Raw genomic sequence first — 16,368 nt, 5'->3', positions numbered from 1 at the left:
GTGGGATTAACAGCGTAGGTGTGTCCGCTTGTGTATTTCGTAACGTAACGTTCACGAGGCCACAGCCGCGGGCTTTTTTACATCGACCGCAGATCGCCAGGCATCGGCAATTTCAGAGAGAGCTTTCTCGGCCGCTTCAAGTCGTTCAATGTCGGCGTTCAGATTGGCAAGCAGCAAATTACGTGTGATGAGCTCGTAAGTGGCGATCAGGCTCTGCGCTACCTCGCCACCGGCTTCTGTATTGATGCTGGCCTTCAACCCGCAGTCAACGATTTCAATAGCTTTGGAGATCGCTGTGCCGCGACCCGCTGCGTTATTGTTTTGCATATACAGTTTAGCTTTCGCCATGGCGGCAAGGGCGCCGTCGTATAGCAGGGTAATCAGGCGTTCAGGGCTGGCACTCATGACCTTGGTTTCAAGGTCTATGCTGGCGTAGGCATTGGCGGAACGAGTTGCCCGGGGGCCGCGTGCAAATGAATAGGTCATTCTTTATTTCCGCTGCTGAGATTTCCCAACATACCCATTTGTTGGGTTAGATAACTGCTTAAAGAGTTCATTTCGGCAATCATGCCGTCTAACGCCGAGAACTGTTGCTTGTAATTTGCCATGCGGGCATCAATGCGCGCAGAGGTTGTTTCGAACTGTTCTTGCAGTCGTTCGGAAATGCTCTTGGCGCCGTTGGTTGCCGCCGCTATAAGCCCATTTGCATCCAGGATATTCTCGGCACTTTGTTCAAGACGGGTGGCAATTCCATTGCCGCCGGTCAGAAGATTCTGAACATCACCCAGGTTGTTTTCCAGCGCCGCCGTTAGTTTTTCCTGATCAATGGTGAGTTCGCCTGAGGTCAAGTTCGTTGTAATGCCCATTTGCGACAGCGTTCTGACGTCGCCTGAAGAGGTGAACGAATTGACAATTTCACGGGCCTCGTTCTGAATACGCCGGGCCATTGAGTCGCCGGTGAGCGTGTTGGCCGTTTGTGTTTCGGTGTTGTACGACGTAAGTGACTTAATTGTGCCTTGAAGCGCGTTATACGCTTTGACGAAGGTTTCAATGGACGATTTTGCCGTGCTGTCGTCGCGAGTGATGGACAATGTTTCGATTTTGCCCGGGTTCGCTTCCGTTAAATTGAGCTTTACACCTTCAATCGCGTCTTCAATAGAATTTGTTTGGCTGGTAATCGTAATTCCGTTGACCGTAATTTCGGCATTGGATGCCGCTTGTTCCTGCAAAGTGGAGCCTGCCGTACCGAAATTGAGCAAATCTTCCAAAGGGCTGCCTGCGCCGTCGGTGTTGCCGGTGATGTCAATTTGTGTAATTGCGGCGTCTGTACCTGTTTCCGTGCTCGACAGCATAAGACGATAGGGGGTGGCCGAGCCGTCGTTCAATACAGTGGCCTGCACACCAAGGCTGTCGTCGGCGTTAATGGCTTCGATAATGCCGTCGATTGACGTGTCTTTTCCGGTGAGGTCGAGCGTTTTGGTTGAGCCGTCGCCAAAAGTGAATGTGATCACACCGTCGGTGCCATTGGCGTCGGTGCGGCTTGCCAAACCTTGGGCGACCAGTGTTTGCGTATTGGCCAACGACTCTACGGTGATGTTGTATTGGCCCGAGACGGCACTTGTTTCCGCCGTGGCACTGAATGACTCCGCGCTTGTATTGGCTTTGAAAGCGCCGAACGTGCCTTCTTTCGAAAGCGTTTGTCCTGCTTTCTGAAAAGCTTCGAACGCGCTTTTTATTTTTCCGTAGGCTGAAATGCGGTTTTGAACATCGGCTTGCCGCGTTTTGATTTGCTGCAATGCGATGTTTTCACTTGCTCTTAGGTCGGAAAGGAGTTCGTCGAGCGGAAGCCCGGATCCAACGCCGATTACGGAAATAGCCATTTTCTTGAATCTCCTGTTACGCTATTTTGACTCGACAAAGCGTATTTCAAAGCCGGTGTCTGCTGCCAAATGCGTCGTTACTTTTCCAGATTGCCTTTTAACCAAGCAGTCAATGAATTAATTGATTGCTTATACTTTGGTATCCACACCCTGGCCTTGCATTTGTACAATCATTTTTTGCAACCTGCAATACGGCTTCCGAAGGGACAGTGCGCAGTACCTCACCGCTATGATTGTCGATAATAGACACAACAATTCGCTGCGCTTCTTCGTCGAACTTGAACTGCATTCCCGTTGACCAAGCCTGTAAATGTCCGTTCACTTCCTCTAGCGCTTTGTTGGTAGCGTCGGCAGTAAGATTCGGTTGCTCGGCGTCCGGGCTTAACCGGCCGTCCAGCGCGCGTTCGGCTGCGGTCACTTTTTGAGCGGGCTCCGGTCGATTCAGCACCGGTGCAGTATCAGTTGTTACCGGCGTACCGGCGGAAACGGCAAAGTTGGTTGAAACTGAGTTAATCATTGGGCTGACTCCCGGAGTATGAGCGCATTCAGGTTAAGATGCATGCCTGAACCGCTTAACGGCACTGTGTAGGTAATCTTTAGGGTTGTTTCCGGTTAAGCAGGCCAAAGAAGGGAATTACACTGCTAATGGGGTGTAAATCAGCCAGTTTGCCGACGCTTATTCAGGCGAAAATGCTATTTCAGGTTTTTTTCATTGTCTTTCCAGCGAATGCCCGTTTCTGAAGAACAGCTCGTAACCGAACACGCACCTATGGTGCGGCGGCTTGCCCTGCAGCTTATCTCGCGGCTACCGTCCAGCGTCGAACTCGACGATCTGTTACAGGCCGGCATGATGGGCTTGCTTGACGCTGTCCGGCGTTACCAGCAAGTACCTGAGGCGCAGTTTGAAACTTATGCCGTAACACGTATTCGCGGTGCAATGCTCGACGAGCTACGAACACAAGACTGGCTGCCGCGCAGTGTGCGGGCGAAAGGCCGTGTCATTGAACAGGCGATTCATGCTTCGGAGCAGCGTCTTATGCGCCCTGCGACCGAGGCGGAACTGGCCGAAGAGCTGGGCGTGTCGCTGGCGGAGTATCAAGAAATGCTTGAGGGCGCCCAGGGTGTGCAGGTTGTACATTACGAGGACTTGTCTCGTTTTCATGGTGAAGGCACGCGTATTGCGGAAGAGGCCCTGCCATCGGATGAATCCGCTCAACATTGGACGAATCCCTTGCAGCAGATTATGTCGCAAGGGCTCCGAAGTGCGCTGGTCGACGCCATCAGTCGGTTGCCGGAACGGGAGCAGCTTCTGCTGTCGTTGCAATTTGAACAAGACTTGAACCAAAAAGAAGCGGCTGCCGTATTGGGTGTGACGGAAGGGCGCATCTCCCAGTTGCGGGCTCAGGCGATTGGCCGCATAAGAGCGGCCCTGGCGCAAGGGCAATGGGACACCGATCCGGGATCGGTTGATTTTCAGAATCTGCTCTGACCCTCAAAGAATGTTAATCTTTAGCTTTTGCCGAACCCAGCAAGCGGCGTATTTGCCGTTTCTCAGAGTACCAAATTGGACTACGTAGCCACCTGTAAGCTGCCCACTCCCTGGGCTGTTTTTTCTTTGCACGCTTTTGTCTCACCCGAAAGCGGTAAAGAACATGTCGCCATGACGCTTGGCGACTTAAGCACCACCGAGCCCGTGTTGGCGCGAGTGCATTCCGAGTGCCTGACGGGAGACGCGCTTTTTAGCCAGCGCTGTGATTGCGGCGCCCAGCTTGAGGCCGCTTTGCAGGCAATTGCGGCCGAGGGTCGGGGGGTGTTGCTTTACTTGCGCCAGGAAGGGCGGGGTATTGGGTTGGTCAATAAAATTCGGGCCTATAGTCTGCAAGATGAAGGCGCTGATACGGTCGAGGCGAATGTGCGCTTGGGGTTTCCGGCAGACATGCGTCGCTACGACGTGTGCCGCCCCATGCTCGAGCATTTTGGGGTGACGCAATTACGTTTAATGACCAATAACCCCCGCAAGGTTGATGCCTTGCGTGAAAATGGTATTGAAGTGGTGGCACGCGTTCCGTTGCAGGTTAACCGCAATCGTTATAACGAAGGCTATCTGCAAACCAAAGCCGCCAAAATGGGGCATTGGTTCAATTTAGCCGACCTTCCTGAAAATCCGTAACTGCCTGAATAATTTCCTGTTGCGTATTCATGACGAACGGGCCGTATTGCGCGATGGGCTCTTTAAGCGGCCGACCGGCGATTAGAATGAGTTTTGCAGCATCGTCGGTTTCAATCACGACGCCGTCGGCCTGTGGGTCGTTTTCGAGTATCGCCATATGCTTCAGGGGGATATTTTTACCGTTTACGGCAACCGCTCCCCGATAGACAAAAATAAAGGCATTGTGATCTGGTTTAAGTGATTGCCTGAAATGGCCTGGGCCGGAAAAATGGATATCGAGATAGAGGGGTTGGGTAACCGGATGCTGAATTGTGCCGCTTACGCCATGGCTGGTTCCCGCAATGACGCGTGCTTTTACGTTGGCATTGGGTTGTATCTCGGCAATGTCGTCGTTTTGGATGTCTTTATAGGCCGGCTCACCCATTTTTTCATTGGCGGGTAAGTTCAGCCACAGTTGAAACCCTTCCATTACACCGGCTTCCTGTTCAGGGAGCTCAGAGTGAATAATGCCGCGCCCGGCGGTCATCCATTGCACACCGCCATTTTGCAGAATACCTTCGTTGCCGCGACTATCGTTATGACGCATGCGGCCGGCAATCATGTACGTAATGGTTTCAAACCCGCGATGTGGGTGGTTTGGAAAGCCGGCGATATAGTCATCCGGGTTGTCGCTGCCGAAAGCATCGAGCATAAGATAAGGGTCGAGCCTTCGTTGCAGATGCTGGGTGATGACACGCGTCAGGCGTACACCTGCGCCGTCTGATGTGGGCTGTCCCGCCACCAGGCGCTCTACATTTCGTGAGTGCGCGACGGTTTCAGTGTTTTGGTCAACAGGCGTAGGTTGAGACATGGCATCACCCCTATGAAAAATGAAGGATTAACCGCGAATGGGTTTGATTGCCGCCGCCCATTTCTTCAGCTCGATGAGCATGGCATCGGCCGATTTCTCTATTAACTCGTTCGACTTGAAGTTTTTGTCATCGTCGATCATGGTGGCAACCATGGGAACCATAACGCACTCGGTCATTGGCATCATTTTCAAGGTGGTCACCAGCGTTTTGGCCGATTGAATCGCCCGCACACCGCCGGAAGCGCCGCCGTAGCCGACAAACCCACATGTTTTATAGTTCCACTCTTTGCTGAGGTAAGTGAGTGCGTTGTAGAAAGAGGGGGGCGGGTTGTAATTGTATTCCGGCGTGACAAAAACAAATGCATCGCCTGATTCTACGATTTCGCTCCAGCGCTTGGTGTAATCGAACTGATAGTTGCGTTGCACCGGATGGTTTGGTTCGTTAAACAGCGGCAGGTCAACCTCGGCCAGATCCACCAGGTTGACATCAAAACCGGTACCGTGGTTTTTGGCATATTCAGCAAACCATTTCGCCACCGACGGGCCCACACGGGTGGGGCGTGTGCTGCAGATAATGACGTGCAACTTCAAAGACATATGTTGTTTCCCTAATAGTTGAGTTGTGCAACAGAGCGATGGTTATCGCATGATTGGATAAGTCATCAGCTATCATACCTCTTTTGAAATGCCGCTTTCAGCGTGTAAGGATGCCCCATGTTGTCTGCCGAACAAATTTCCCTCCAGAATCAAATCAGAACCGAATTGAGTGTTGATGAGCACTTCGATGTTGATGCGCAAATTTCCCGGCGCGCCGGTTTTCTGGCCGATTACCTGAAACGTCATCGTATTGATTCTCTCGTATTGGGTGTCAGTGGCGGGGTTGATTCTTTGGTGGCGGGTTGTTTGTGCCAAAGGGCGGTTGAAAACTTACGCGCGCAAGGAGGGGCTGCGCGGTTCTATGCCATGCGCTTGCCTTACGGCGAACAAAAAGACGAAAGTGAGGCCCAGGCGAGCCTGAACGTGATCAAACCCGATGAGGTTGTCACGGTTAATATCAAGGCCGCATCCGACTCAATGCTGCAGGCTGTTAAAGCAGGGGGTACCGGCTTTCGGGATGCTTTTCACGAGGATTTCGTTTTGGGGAATATTAAGGCGCGCCAACGCATGATTGCGCAGTATGCCGTTGCGGGTGCTTATGGCGGGGTCGTGGTGGGAACTGACCACGCGGCAGAGGCCTTGATGGGTTTTTTTACCAAATTTGGTGACGGCGCCGCCGACCTTACGCCGCTTACGGGTTTGTCGAAAAGGCGGGTCAGAGCTCTGGCACATGCATTGGGCGCCCCTGATGACCTCGTATATAAAGTACCAACCGCCGACCTTGAGTCGCTGGCTCCTCAGAAACCGGATGAACACGCGTTTGGCCTCACCTACGACCAACTTGATGACTTCCTTGAAGGGAAGGAGGTTGCACCGGATGTTTTCGAGCGGATTGTGGATATTTTTCGCCGCACCGCCCACAAACGTGCGTTGCCTTATTCCCCATCCTGAACAAGGCTTATGGCGATGATTTCCAAATGGGACTGGTTGTTGAAGCAGTTTTCCCGCACCTTGTGGGTTCGGGCTTTGTTGTATTCCTTATTAGCTATTGTGACAGCGTTGGTGGCCATTTGGATTGACCCCTATATCCCGGCTGATTTCGGCGGACGTATTGGTGCCGATGCCGTCGACCAAATTCTCGATATTATGGCCAGCAGTATGCTGGCCGTTACAACGTTTTCGCTCACCGTCATGGTGTCGGCCTACAGTGCTGCGACGTCCAGTGTGACACCCCGGGCAACGCGCTTGCTTATGCAGGACACGACCACCCAGAACGTTCTATCGACGTTCCTGGGGGCGTTTCTTTTCAGCCTGGTGGGTATTGTGGGCTTGAATGCTGGTGCTTACGGTGATGGCGGGCGGGTATTGTTGTTTGTTGTGTCACTGGCCATGATTTTGATTGTGGCGCTGACCTTATTACGCTGGATTTCCCACCTAACGCATTTCGGCCGGGTGGGAAATACAACTGAAAGGGTGGAAAAAGCGGCCCATGCTGCGCTTGAATACTGGGTTGAGCATCCTTGTTTGGGGGCGAACCCTTTAACCAACCTTTCGGTAATCCCGGATACGGCGCAGACGCTGCCTGCCTGGAAAGTGGCCTATGTTGAGCATATCGATACGCAAAAGTTATCGGAGTGCGCTTGTGAATGGGGCGTAAAGGTCTATGTTTTGGCCGCCCCTGGGTCTTTTGTAAATCCGAGCACACCGTTGGCGAAAATTGAAGGCTCCCTGACTGACGAGCAACGCGGCATCTTGCAAGGCGCTTTTTCGCTGGATGCCGAGCGGTCTTTTGATCAGGATCCACGCTACGGGATGTGTGTGTTGGCTGAAATCGCGTCGCGTGCGCTGTCTCCCGCCATGAATGATCCGGGAACGGCCATTGATGTTCTGAGCCGTTCAGTGCGGATATTGTCTTGTTGGGAGCACCATGCCGATGGCCGTAGCGACGCCCGGCGGGCAGGCAAAGAAGGCAAACCCTTGTGTGAAAATGTCTGGATGCCGCCGCTCGACCCGCAAGATGTGTTTAACGATTTTTTTACTCCTATTGCCCGGGATGGTGCCGGGATGATCGAGGTTCAGGTACGGTTGCAGAAAGTGCTCAGCCACTTGGCTGAACTTCAACCTGATACTTTGGGTGAGGCCGCTCGCGATCACGCCAGGCTGGCGCTGGAACGTGTGATGCAGGTTTTAAATCTTGAAACAGACCGCCGGAATCTGACCGACCTTTCTAATCGTTTGTTTCCACCGCGTTAAGTTGTTTTCCGAACCTTTTGCATGTCGACAAAAAAAAATCCTGATTCTTCGCTTAAACGGATACGCGCTTCGTTGCGCCGACGAGTCCGTCACTTAAATAGATTCTCACGCCGTTCTTTACAGTTTTCACTGGTGCTGGTTGGGGCAGGGCTGGTTTCCCTGGTATCTATCGGATTCGCGCATTTGGTGGATTGGGGCATTAAGTTGAATCAGCAATGGGTGGCGCTGGCGCCATGGGCTGTGTGGATTGTTATTCCATGTAGTTTGGCTTTGCTCTGCTGGATGACACGTCGCTTTGCCCCTTTTGCCGCCGGAAGTGGGATCCCGCAGGTGATTGCCGCGATGTCTTTGCCGGATGATTCGGGGCGTGGTCGTTTGGTGTCGTTGGTACAGGCTTTATGGAAAATTCCGCTCACTTTTCTGGCGCTTATCGCGGGGGCTTCGGTTGGGCGTGAAGGGCCGTCGGTTCAGGTTGGGGCGGCTTTAATGCTGGCGTGGGGAAAGTGTTGCAGAGTGCTGGGTGTTCCGCTCATTCATGTACAAACTTCGGAATTGATCGCCACCGGAGCGGCAGGCGGTTTGGCTGCGGCATTTAATGCACCTTTGGCCGGGGTTATTTTTGCCATTGAAGAGCTTGGGCGAGGCGTATCGTTCAAATGGCAAAGAATGGTTCTGCTGGGTGTATTGGCTAGCGGCTTTATTGTTGTGGCACTGATGGGGAACAATCCTTACTTTGGTATGTTTGATACGCAGGCCGCTCATCGGCAGTTAATCTGGGGTGTGGTTTTGGCCGGCGGCATTTGCGGTGTGGCCGCCGGGTTTTTTTCAAGGTTATTGGCCAAGGGTGCCGCCGCGTTTGCGCCTTCTCGTATGCGGGGCTGGATACGACGCCACCCGATTCAAATGGCTTTCCTGCTAGGGCTGATCTTGGCGGCGCTTGGCACGTTAACGCATCATACGGTTTACGGAACCGGGTACGGCATTGCCGCCCAGGCTTTATCGGGCGGTGCTGAGGTTGAAGCCGGCTTTGGCATCAGCAAGTTGTTGGCAACAGTTGTGACGTATTGGTCGGGTATTCCAGGGGGGATTTTTACGCCCGCTTTAACCACGGGCGCGGGAATTGGCGCCGAGTTGGCGCACGTTTTTAATGGGTTGTCCGACCCCGAAGTGCTTGCGTTGCTAGGCATGGCTGCATTTTTGGCCGGCGCAACGCAGGCACCACTGACCGCTAGTGTGATTACAATGGAAATGACTGGTAGCCAGCCGATGTTGTTTTGGCTATTGTTGGCATCGTTGCTGGCTTCCGTGGTCTCCCGCCAGATTACGCCCCAGCCTTTCTACCATTACGCTGCCGGCCGGTTCCGGCAAGCCATTCGTGAGCAAGACCGGCAACGGGCTGAGCAACAGGCTTAAGTTTGCGGCGTATGGGTCCAGCGTTGGTACAGTTTCTGGGCAATGGTGTCCAGCATAAAGCCCAGGGCGCCGATCAGCACGATAACGGCCATCAGTTCGGAATACGCCAGGCGGTCTCGTGTATCCAGAATAAAGTAACCCAGGCCTGAGCTGACCCCCAGCATTTCGCAGGGCACCAGAACAATCCAGATAATCCCGATTGCCAAACGCGCACCGGTAAGGATGTGGCCCAGGATTCCCGGCATGATAATACGGGAAAGCAGTTCCCAGCGGGTGGCACTTAAACTTTTGGCCAGCATCAGCCATTTTTTATCCAGCTGTTTTACCCCGGCGGCCGTATTCAGAATAATCGGCCATACCGCGGCAAAGGTAAGCAGGAAGTAAATGGGGGCATCGCCGATGCCGAAAACCATGACGGCAATCGGCATCCAGGACAACGGTGAGATCATGCGCAAAAACTGAAACGCACTACTGGTGCTGTTTTCAAGTGTGCGCGAACTCCCAATGGCCAGGCCGACGGGAACGCCGATTAACAAAGCCAGCAATAATCCAATCAGAACCCGTTTCATACTGGTTAAGGTGTGAACGGTAAGCTGATTATCTGCCAGCAAACTGAACAGGTTTTGAAATGTTTCTTCAGGGCCCAGCAAACCTGCCAGGCCAATGTCTTGTTGTAGCCAACGGGTTCCCAGCGACCACAGCCCGATCAGCACCAGCAGGCCGCTCAGGCTCAACAGGGTGCGTTTTCCTGGAACAGAAAATGAAAGGGCTTTTAACATGGAGACTCCTGATTAAACCGTGATGATTTCCTGACGCTCGTAGTCCGGCTGGAGGCCGAATACCGGCAAACCACCGATTGACTCGATCGCTTTGCGGGCAAAGCGGTCGTCAACCAAGTCTTTTGCAACATAGGCAGGATCCAGCTCAGCCAGGAAGTCATTGCGCCCGGAGACCAGGGTGTCTTTCAGTCGGCGCACCAACTCTTCGGTGTAGCTGGGGAAGGGGTAGGGTTGGAAGTCAATGCGCTTTTCCTCCCATTCTGTGTTGACGATGGCGCCGTTTTTCTCATACATGGCGCGATTGAGCTTTGCCGGAACGAGTACTTCAGCCAGGGTTTCATAGGCATGCGGTGTATAGCGCTGATCGTGCTCTTTTGACAGGATTCGCGCCGTTTCCTCACGGTTGTCCTGAATCCAGGCTTGTGCCTGAACAATTCCGTTCACTACGGCCTGCGACCATTCGGGGCGGTTCACTGTGTCTTCCTCGTGCATTAGAACAACGCAGCACGCGTGGTCTTTCCATACGTCGCCGGTGAACCGCAGGATTTTGCCTACTTTCAATTGTTCGGCCGCCGCGTTGAACGGTTCCGCCACGATATAGCCTGAAATGCGGCGGTTGGCCAATGCCGGCAGCATATCGGATGGTGCCATGACAACAAGCTTCACTTGCTTGGGGCCCGGCTCGCCGTCGGCGATCGATTCCAGGCCTTTACTTTTTAGTAGGTGTTGCAGTACGACGTTATGGATTGAATACCAGAAGGGAATGGCGACAGTTGTGCCGCCCAGGTCGGACAAGTCGTTGATGTTCGGTTGCACGGTTAGGCCCGAACCGGACATATGATTCCACGCGACGATCTTAGCCTTCGATTGGCTTCCGTAGCGTGCCCAGATCGTCATGGGTGAGAGCAGGTGTACCGCGTTGACCTGCCCGGCCAGAAAGGCCTCAACCAATTGCGCCCAGCTTCTGAATAAACGCGGCTTCTCAACTTTAATACCTTGTTCTTCGAAAATGCCATTGTTATGGGCCACCAATAATGGTGTGGCGTCTGTAATGGGCAGGTAGCCAATTCTTAGGGGGGCATCCGTTTCCGCTGCGCGCGCTTGCTTGTGCAAATTAAGCAAGGGAAGCGCGCCTGCTGCGGTAAACAGCGATGATAATTTTAGAAACTGACGACGTGCCTCTTGTGTGGCGACAGGTTCGTTTTGGGAGAGGTCGGTTTTTTTCATGGTGATCAGAACTCAGTGGGCAACCGTGGTTGCGGATTTGGGACGTGCTTTGCGCAAGGCATGCACGATTTCAAGACGAATAGGCTCAAGTGCATCAATTGCTTCGTCGCGCGGATGGGGTAGCGGAATACGCCATTCTCCAACCAGGCGACCGGGTTGATGACCAATGAGTATGATGCGGTCGGCTAAGGTAAGTGCTTCGTCGATATCGTGCGTAACCAAAACGGCTGCGGCGTGATGTGTTTGTGTAATGCTGCGCAGTAACTGCTGCATTTCTTCGCGGGTAATTTCGTCTAAGGCGCTGAACGGTTCATCGAGCAAGAGAATTTCCGGTTGACGCGCCAGGCAGCGTGCCAGTGCGGTACGTTGGGCCATGCCACCTGAAAGCTCGGTAGGATAGCGGCTGCGGGCAGTACTTAAACCGACTTCATTAATGGCGGTGTTGATTCGTTGGCGTTTTTCCTGGTCGCTTAAATGAGGCTGATGCTTGAAATCGAGCCCGAAACCAACGTTTTCTTCCAGGTTGAGCCACGGCAGGAGGCTGGGGTCCTGGAAGACAAAGCCCAGCCTGGGGTGGGGGCCTTTTACCAATTGCCCGTGTAAATGTACCGTGCCTGCCTGGGCAGTTTGCAAACCGGCAAGCACGCGCAGCAGCGACGATTTTCCGACTCCGCTGGGGCCTAAAATGGCGACGGTTTCGCCTTGCGCCACGGTCAGTGAAAAGTCGGTCAGGACGGTATGGCGTGGTTGGCTTGTACGTACATAACCCAGTTCAATGTTGTGGGCTTGCAAGACGATGTCAGTGACGGAGGCGGAGCGAGTTTGCATGATGCTGCTGGTGTTATTGGATGAGATCAAGCGGCCTGAGCTTGTTCGTCGGGGTGTTCGATAGCGTGAATCTCTTTGCGTAAATGTTTGAGCGCCGGCGTAACGATGGCGACGAATACGGCCTCACGCTGGCGGCGCTGGGCGGGATGATTCATGAGATAGCCTTTAGCGCCGGTATGCAATACGGCCGAATGCGTGGCACGCAAGCAGAGTTCGGAGGTTGCCAGCCGCGCCTTTAACACATCCAGCACTTCCGGGTTGCCATTTTTGGTGGCTTGTGCCAGTTCTTTAATGCGCGATTTCAACGATTGAAGTTCGGCGCTTAAATCGTCGGCTTGATCGTCGAGAAAGACGTTCACGTGCGCATGTGTGGCGTTCGTATCTTCTATGGTTTCCACACTGGCTTCGATAATGCCCAAGCCCATGCCGGTTTGTCCGAGCACGAACCCTGGTTTAATGCGTTTAATGTAATCACCGAATTGCTCCGGGTGGGCAATGATGTCGGTTTGGTTAAGCGCCACTTTGTCGAAGCGGAGGCATAGAGTCTGTGTGCCTTCCATGCCCGAAAACTCCAGGCAAGGCCGCAGGGACACGCCGGGGGTATCGCAACGTACGGCGAACATAATGTAGCCCTCGTCTTGCACGTAGGCGGCCACCAGGGCCAGATGGTCGGCGCTGATGTTGGAAACCCATGGCAAAGACCCGCTTACCTGATAGCCGTTGTCGGTTCGCACTGCGCGTAGATTGATTTTTTCTATGCCGGCCAAATGCTTGACGGTATTCGACATGCCCGTTCCGGCCAAAATACGGGCACGCGCCACGTCTTTCAGGTAACGTTCACGAACCTCTTGATTGGGGGAGTGCAATAAATACCAGGCACAAGTCGACTGACACCACACCATGAATCCGGTTGAGCCGCATTCACGGGAAATTGATGTGGTGATATCAATTTGGGTGGACAGGTCTAGCCCCAGACCATCGTATTCCTCTGGGATAGCAGCGGCAAAGCCTCCCAGTTTGCCCAGCTCGCGTAAATACGTTTCCGGGTAGAAGCCTTCGCGGTCGATGGCATCGGCCAGAGGGCGCAATTCGGTGCGGGCCTGCTGGGAAATGGCATTGATGATTGCTTCTGATTGATTCATGGCGCTGACGTCCTAGTATTACCTGTGGGTTGCAAACTTCAGGCGTGGGGTTGCAGTTCAGGGTTGATGGGGGTGCGAGCCAGGTTGTTGGCGTAGTTGCAAAGGGTTGCCAAACTGACGCCTAACACAGCCTCAAGTGCATTGGCTTCGGTATAACCCGCTTCGAAAAACGCTTGTAATGTTTCATCTGATACATCGCCCTTGTTTTCCATCACAGCAATCGTGAATTGGGCGAGTGCGTTTAATTTGGCGTCGTTCAGTGCTTCGGTTTTGCGCAACGCCTGAATGACTTCTTCGGGCATTCCCAGTTTTTTGCGTGAAAGAGCCGTGTGGCCTGCTACGCAGAATCCGCAGCCATTCAGCGTGGCGGCGGTAATTTGTACGACTTCACGTTCTTCCGGAGTCAGGCCGGTTTTGGCGTTAATGCCGCCAACAACCTGGTATGTTTCCAGGGCGGTGGGTGCGTTAGCCAGAACGCCAATCAGGTTTGGGAGAAAACCGTTGTTCTTTTTCGCAGTTTCCAGGCGCTCTTTAGCGGCTTCAGGGGCGGAATCGAGGGTGTGAATAGTAAGACGGCTCATATAGAAAAACACTTTTTAAAGGAGAGTTTAAAAATCTGCTTTTCATTGTAGAGATGAGCCGATAGAATTAGAAATAATATAAAAGAATATATTTATTTCTACTGGAAATAAAGATATGGGTAAGGAGGCATACGGGCACCGGTTGTGGCGCCCGTAATGTTAGCGCTAATGCAGCCGATGCTTAAGCCTGTTGCTCCGTGCGATAGGTTGCGGCAATTTGCCCCAGCGCATCGGCGAACAAGGCAACCGTGCGGTCAACATTCTGTAATTTGTCCAAGCCGAACAAGCCTAGGCGGAAGGTCATGAAATCGGCGGGTTCATCGCATTGCAATGGCACACCGGCGGCGGTTTGCAGGCCAATTTGCGTGAATGCGCGGGAGGAGTGGATATCCGGATTGGTTGTGTAACTTACAACGACGCCTGGCGCTTCGAACCCGGGCGCCGCCACGCTTTTGTAACCGCATCCGCCCAGCAGTTTGCGTACTGCTTGCCCCAATTCGCGCTGACGCGTTTTAGTTTGCTCAAGGCCTTCCGCCTCGGTTTGGGCAATGGCATTGCGCAATACCACCAACGCATCCGTTGGCATGGTTGCGTGGTAGGCATGGCCGCCTTTTTCGTAGGCTTGCATAATTTGCAACCATTTGCGCAGATCACATGCAAAGCTTGAACTGGTGGTTTCTTCAATACGGTTCAAAGCGCGGTCGCTTAACATCACCAGGCCGCAGCAGGCCGATGCCGACCAGCCTTTTTGAGGGGCGCTGATCAGGATATCCACATTCGAACTTTTCATGTCGACCCACATGGCGCCCGATGCGATGCAGTCCAGAACGAACAGCCCGCCATTGGCCCGCACGGCGTCACCGACCTGTTTCAGGTAGTTGTCCGTCAACATAATGCCCGAGGCCGTTTCTACGTGTGGCGCGAATAAAAGATCGGGTTTGTATTCGTGAATGGCCTGAACAACCTCTTCAATAGGCGCCGGAGCAAAAGCCGCCTGACTCCCCGCTTCCATTGGGCGCGCTTTCAGCACACGCGTGTCGGCTGGAATGTTTCCCATGTCGAAGATTTGCGACCAACGATAGCTAAACCAACCGTTGCGCAAAACCATACACCGCTTTCCGTGGGCAAACTGGCGGGCAACGGCTTCCATGCCGAAGGTTCCGCTGCCGGGTACGATGATGGTTGCGTCGGCGTTGTATACCCGTTTCATCGCGCTGGAAACATCATTCATTACGCCTTGAAAAAGCGCCGACATGTGGTTAAGAGCTCGATCGGTGTAGACAACCGAATATTCGAGCAAGCCATCGGGATCCACGGCGGGCAACAATTTCGACATAATGTACTCTTGGGAATCGGTGTAATAAACAAATCGATTGTAGTCGACATGGGTAAATGGTTCCGCCTGGTTTTATTGAACGCCAAAATTAAGCCTTTGAACGACTTGAACTGCCCCGTTTTTGTATTTAACGACGATACCTTCATCCGATCGGGGCACAATCCCCGTTAGCGCTGTGATGTTTACTTGGTGTGTTATCACCACCATCAGCCCGGGACCGTCCCACCGCGCAAATCGGGCCAGCGCGCGTTGGGTTTGCATCGCTTCGGCTTGTCGATTGCTGAAAAAAGAGTTGAATTCCGGTGCTTCGGTGACTTGGCTGGGAAAGGCCAATGTGGCCGTATCCATGCAACGACACCATTGCGAGCTTAAGACTTGGGTCACTGCAATCGTCTGGTTACGAAACCATTGACCAATTTGTCGTGCCTGTTCGCGGCCGGTTTCGTTCAAATTGCGTTGAGTGGCGCATTGACCCAATGTGAAATTGGCTGGGTCGCCTCCGCCGGGAGCGCTGCAAAGACTGAGAGCAACAGTGTGAGGCAAAACGCAATAAACAGGTGCATAGGGACACGACAACGAGCGCATGAGACGTTCATATAAAGTCCTTTAGGGCGAACCGGAAGTGCTGTGTTATGAGTAAGGGCATTGCATAATATATGCGCAAAACGAAGGAGCAGGGGGGTGTTGGAACGTGGCACGAGTTTGAGGAAATGACGTTGCAGTTGAAATCGAGTGACTTTAATGACGACGCATCGCGCGTGGCTCGCCGTCTTATAGGGGCAATACTGCTGGTGGATGGTGTGGGAGGCCGAATTGTGGAAACGGAGGCTTACGATCGGGATGACCCGGCGTCACACTGTTTTGGCGGACGAACAAGCCGTAATCAAGCCATGTTTGGGCCTCCTGGATGCGCCTATGTTTACCGGTCGTATGGTATCCACTGGTGCTTGAATTTTGTTTGTCGAGAGCAGGGCCATGGCGCGGGTGTACTAATTAGAGCGTTGGAACCGCTATATGGTTTGGATGTCATACGGGAGCGTCGAGACGGCCGACCGTTGCGCGAATTATGTTCAGGGCCGGGTCGGGTGGGGCAGGCGCTGGCGATTCACCGCGATTACAACGGTCATCCGCTTGACAGGCCGCCTTTTGAAGTGTGGGCGGCCGAAGCACCCCTACCGGTGAGTGTGGGTCCGCGCATTGGTATCAGCAAGGCTGTGGAAACCCCCTGGCGATTTGGTCTGACGGGCTCAGGGTTTCTTAGTAAACCGTTTCGCGAAGGGGCAAAGACAGGGCCGAGCCCAAAGCCGTAAAC

18 protein-coding genes are annotated in these 16,368 nt (G+C 53.4%); 6 read left to right on the top strand and 12 right to left on the bottom strand.

The window, feature by feature from the left end; translation table 11 throughout:
• Window positions 1-51: 51 nt before the first annotated feature.
• The 3 genes from fliS to CJO09_RS01550 form a co-directional block, all read right to left on the bottom strand.
• Window positions 52-486: a flagellar export chaperone FliS gene (gene fliS, locus CJO09_RS01560; RefSeq protein ID WP_119440795.1), complete on the bottom strand. Its 435-nt coding sequence runs from the start codon at window positions 484-486 to the stop codon at window positions 52-54.
• The gene (fliD, locus tag CJO09_RS01555; protein ID WP_119440794.1) at window positions 483-1,880 is read right to left on the bottom strand and encodes a flagellar filament capping protein FliD; all 1,398 of its coding nucleotides are present in this window, start codon (window positions 1,878-1,880) and stop codon (window positions 483-485) included. Before fliD ends, fliS begins: the two co-directional genes overlap by 4 nt.
• A 109-nt stretch (window positions 1,881-1,989) precedes the next feature.
• On the bottom strand, window positions 1,990-2,397 hold the full coding sequence (locus tag CJO09_RS01550) for a flagellar protein FlaG (protein ID WP_119440793.1): 408 nt from the start codon (window positions 2,395-2,397) through the stop codon (window positions 1,990-1,992).
• 210 nt (window positions 2,398-2,607) lie between these two features.
• Here CJO09_RS01550 and CJO09_RS01545 point away from each other — a divergent pair, with 210 nt between their 5' ends.
• Both CJO09_RS01545 and ribA read left to right on the top strand, forming a co-directional pair.
• Window positions 2,608-3,369 carry an RNA polymerase sigma factor FliA gene (locus tag CJO09_RS01545; protein WP_114419644.1) on the top strand — a complete coding sequence of 254 codons (762 nt, stop codon included), beginning with the start codon at window positions 2,608-2,610 and terminating at the stop codon, window positions 3,367-3,369.
• A 75-nt stretch (window positions 3,370-3,444) separates the two neighbouring features.
• Window positions 3,445-4,050, top strand: a complete 606-nt coding sequence (gene ribA, locus CJO09_RS01540; protein WP_119441340.1) for a GTP cyclohydrolase II — start codon at window positions 3,445-3,447, stop codon at window positions 4,048-4,050.
• Here the strand turns inward: ribA and CJO09_RS01535 are convergent.
• Together CJO09_RS01535 and CJO09_RS01530 are read right to left on the bottom strand one after the other, a co-directional pair.
• The gene (locus CJO09_RS01535) at window positions 4,019-4,900 is read right to left on the bottom strand and encodes a pirin family protein (protein WP_119440792.1); all 882 of its coding nucleotides are present in this window, start codon (window positions 4,898-4,900) and stop codon (window positions 4,019-4,021) included. The genes ribA and CJO09_RS01535 overlap by 32 nt on opposite strands.
• A 27-nt stretch (window positions 4,901-4,927) precedes the next feature.
• Window positions 4,928-5,497 carry an NADPH-dependent FMN reductase gene (locus CJO09_RS01530; protein ID WP_119440791.1) on the bottom strand — a complete coding sequence of 190 codons (570 nt, stop codon included), beginning with the start codon at window positions 5,495-5,497 and terminating at the stop codon, window positions 4,928-4,930.
• Between the two features lie 117 nt (window positions 5,498-5,614).
• On the opposite strand from CJO09_RS01530, the gene nadE reads away from it, so the two are divergent.
• The 3 genes from nadE to CJO09_RS01515 are packed head-to-tail and all read left to right on the top strand — an operon-like array spanning window position 5,615 to window position 9,163.
• The gene (nadE, locus tag CJO09_RS01525) at window positions 5,615-6,448 is read left to right on the top strand and encodes an ammonia-dependent NAD(+) synthetase (protein ID WP_119440790.1); all 834 of its coding nucleotides are present in this window, start codon (window positions 5,615-5,617) and stop codon (window positions 6,446-6,448) included.
• A 15-nt stretch (window positions 6,449-6,463) separates the two neighbouring features.
• Window positions 6,464-7,750, top strand: coding sequence for a DUF2254 domain-containing protein (locus CJO09_RS01520; RefSeq protein WP_119440789.1), 1,287 nt, complete (start codon window positions 6,464-6,466; stop codon window positions 7,748-7,750).
• Between the two features lie 21 nt (window positions 7,751-7,771).
• Window positions 7,772-9,163 carry a chloride channel protein gene (locus CJO09_RS01515; RefSeq protein ID WP_119440788.1) on the top strand — a complete coding sequence of 464 codons (1,392 nt, stop codon included), beginning with the start codon at window positions 7,772-7,774 and terminating at the stop codon, window positions 9,161-9,163.
• Here CJO09_RS01515 and CJO09_RS01510 read toward each other — a convergent pair.
• The 7 genes from CJO09_RS01510 to CJO09_RS01480 all read right to left on the bottom strand — a co-directional run bounded on the left by CJO09_RS01510 (window position 9,160) and on the right by CJO09_RS01480 (window position 15,641).
• Window positions 9,160-9,942 (bottom strand): ABC transporter permease, encoded by a 783-nt coding sequence (locus tag CJO09_RS01510; RefSeq protein ID WP_119440787.1) that lies wholly within the window; start codon window positions 9,940-9,942, stop codon window positions 9,160-9,162. The two genes, CJO09_RS01515 and CJO09_RS01510, sit on opposite strands and share 4 nt — an antisense overlap.
• Before the next feature lie 12 nt (window positions 9,943-9,954).
• Window positions 9,955-11,169: an ABC transporter substrate-binding protein gene (locus CJO09_RS01505; protein ID WP_119440786.1), complete on the bottom strand. Its 1,215-nt coding sequence runs from the start codon at window positions 11,167-11,169 to the stop codon at window positions 9,955-9,957.
• Between the two features lie 12 nt (window positions 11,170-11,181).
• On the bottom strand, window positions 11,182-11,997 hold the full coding sequence (locus tag CJO09_RS01500) for an ABC transporter ATP-binding protein (protein WP_119440785.1): 816 nt from the start codon (window positions 11,995-11,997) through the stop codon (window positions 11,182-11,184).
• A gap of 26 nt (window positions 11,998-12,023) precedes the next feature.
• Window positions 12,024-13,139: an acyl-CoA dehydrogenase family protein gene (locus CJO09_RS01495; protein WP_119440784.1), complete on the bottom strand. Its 1,116-nt coding sequence runs from the start codon at window positions 13,137-13,139 to the stop codon at window positions 12,024-12,026.
• A gap of 38 nt (window positions 13,140-13,177) precedes the next feature.
• The gene (locus CJO09_RS01490; RefSeq protein WP_119440783.1) at window positions 13,178-13,720 is read right to left on the bottom strand and encodes a carboxymuconolactone decarboxylase family protein; all 543 of its coding nucleotides are present in this window, start codon (window positions 13,718-13,720) and stop codon (window positions 13,178-13,180) included.
• A 181-nt stretch (window positions 13,721-13,901) separates the two neighbouring features.
• Complete coding sequence (locus tag CJO09_RS01485) at window positions 13,902-15,056, bottom strand: aminotransferase class V-fold PLP-dependent enzyme (RefSeq protein ID WP_119440782.1); 1,155 nt, start codon at window positions 15,054-15,056, stop codon at window positions 13,902-13,904.
• 72 nt (window positions 15,057-15,128) lie between these two features.
• Window positions 15,129-15,641: a histidine phosphatase family protein gene (locus tag CJO09_RS01480; protein WP_119440781.1), complete on the bottom strand. Its 513-nt coding sequence runs from the start codon at window positions 15,639-15,641 to the stop codon at window positions 15,129-15,131.
• A gap of 125 nt (window positions 15,642-15,766) precedes the next feature.
• Here CJO09_RS01480 and CJO09_RS01475 point away from each other — a divergent pair, with 125 nt between their 5' ends.
• Complete coding sequence (locus tag CJO09_RS01475; protein ID WP_119441339.1) at window positions 15,767-16,366, top strand: DNA-3-methyladenine glycosylase; 600 nt, start codon at window positions 15,767-15,769, stop codon at window positions 16,364-16,366.
• The last annotated feature ends 2 nt before the right edge of the window (window positions 16,367-16,368 follow it).

The organism is Neopusillimonas maritima, from assembly GCF_003576595.1.
Lineage (GTDB): Bacteria > Pseudomonadota > Gammaproteobacteria > Burkholderiales > Burkholderiaceae_B > Neopusillimonas > Neopusillimonas maritima.
The sequence above is the reverse complement of the archived record's forward strand: the minus strand, read 5'-3'. Positions and strand labels throughout refer to the sequence as shown.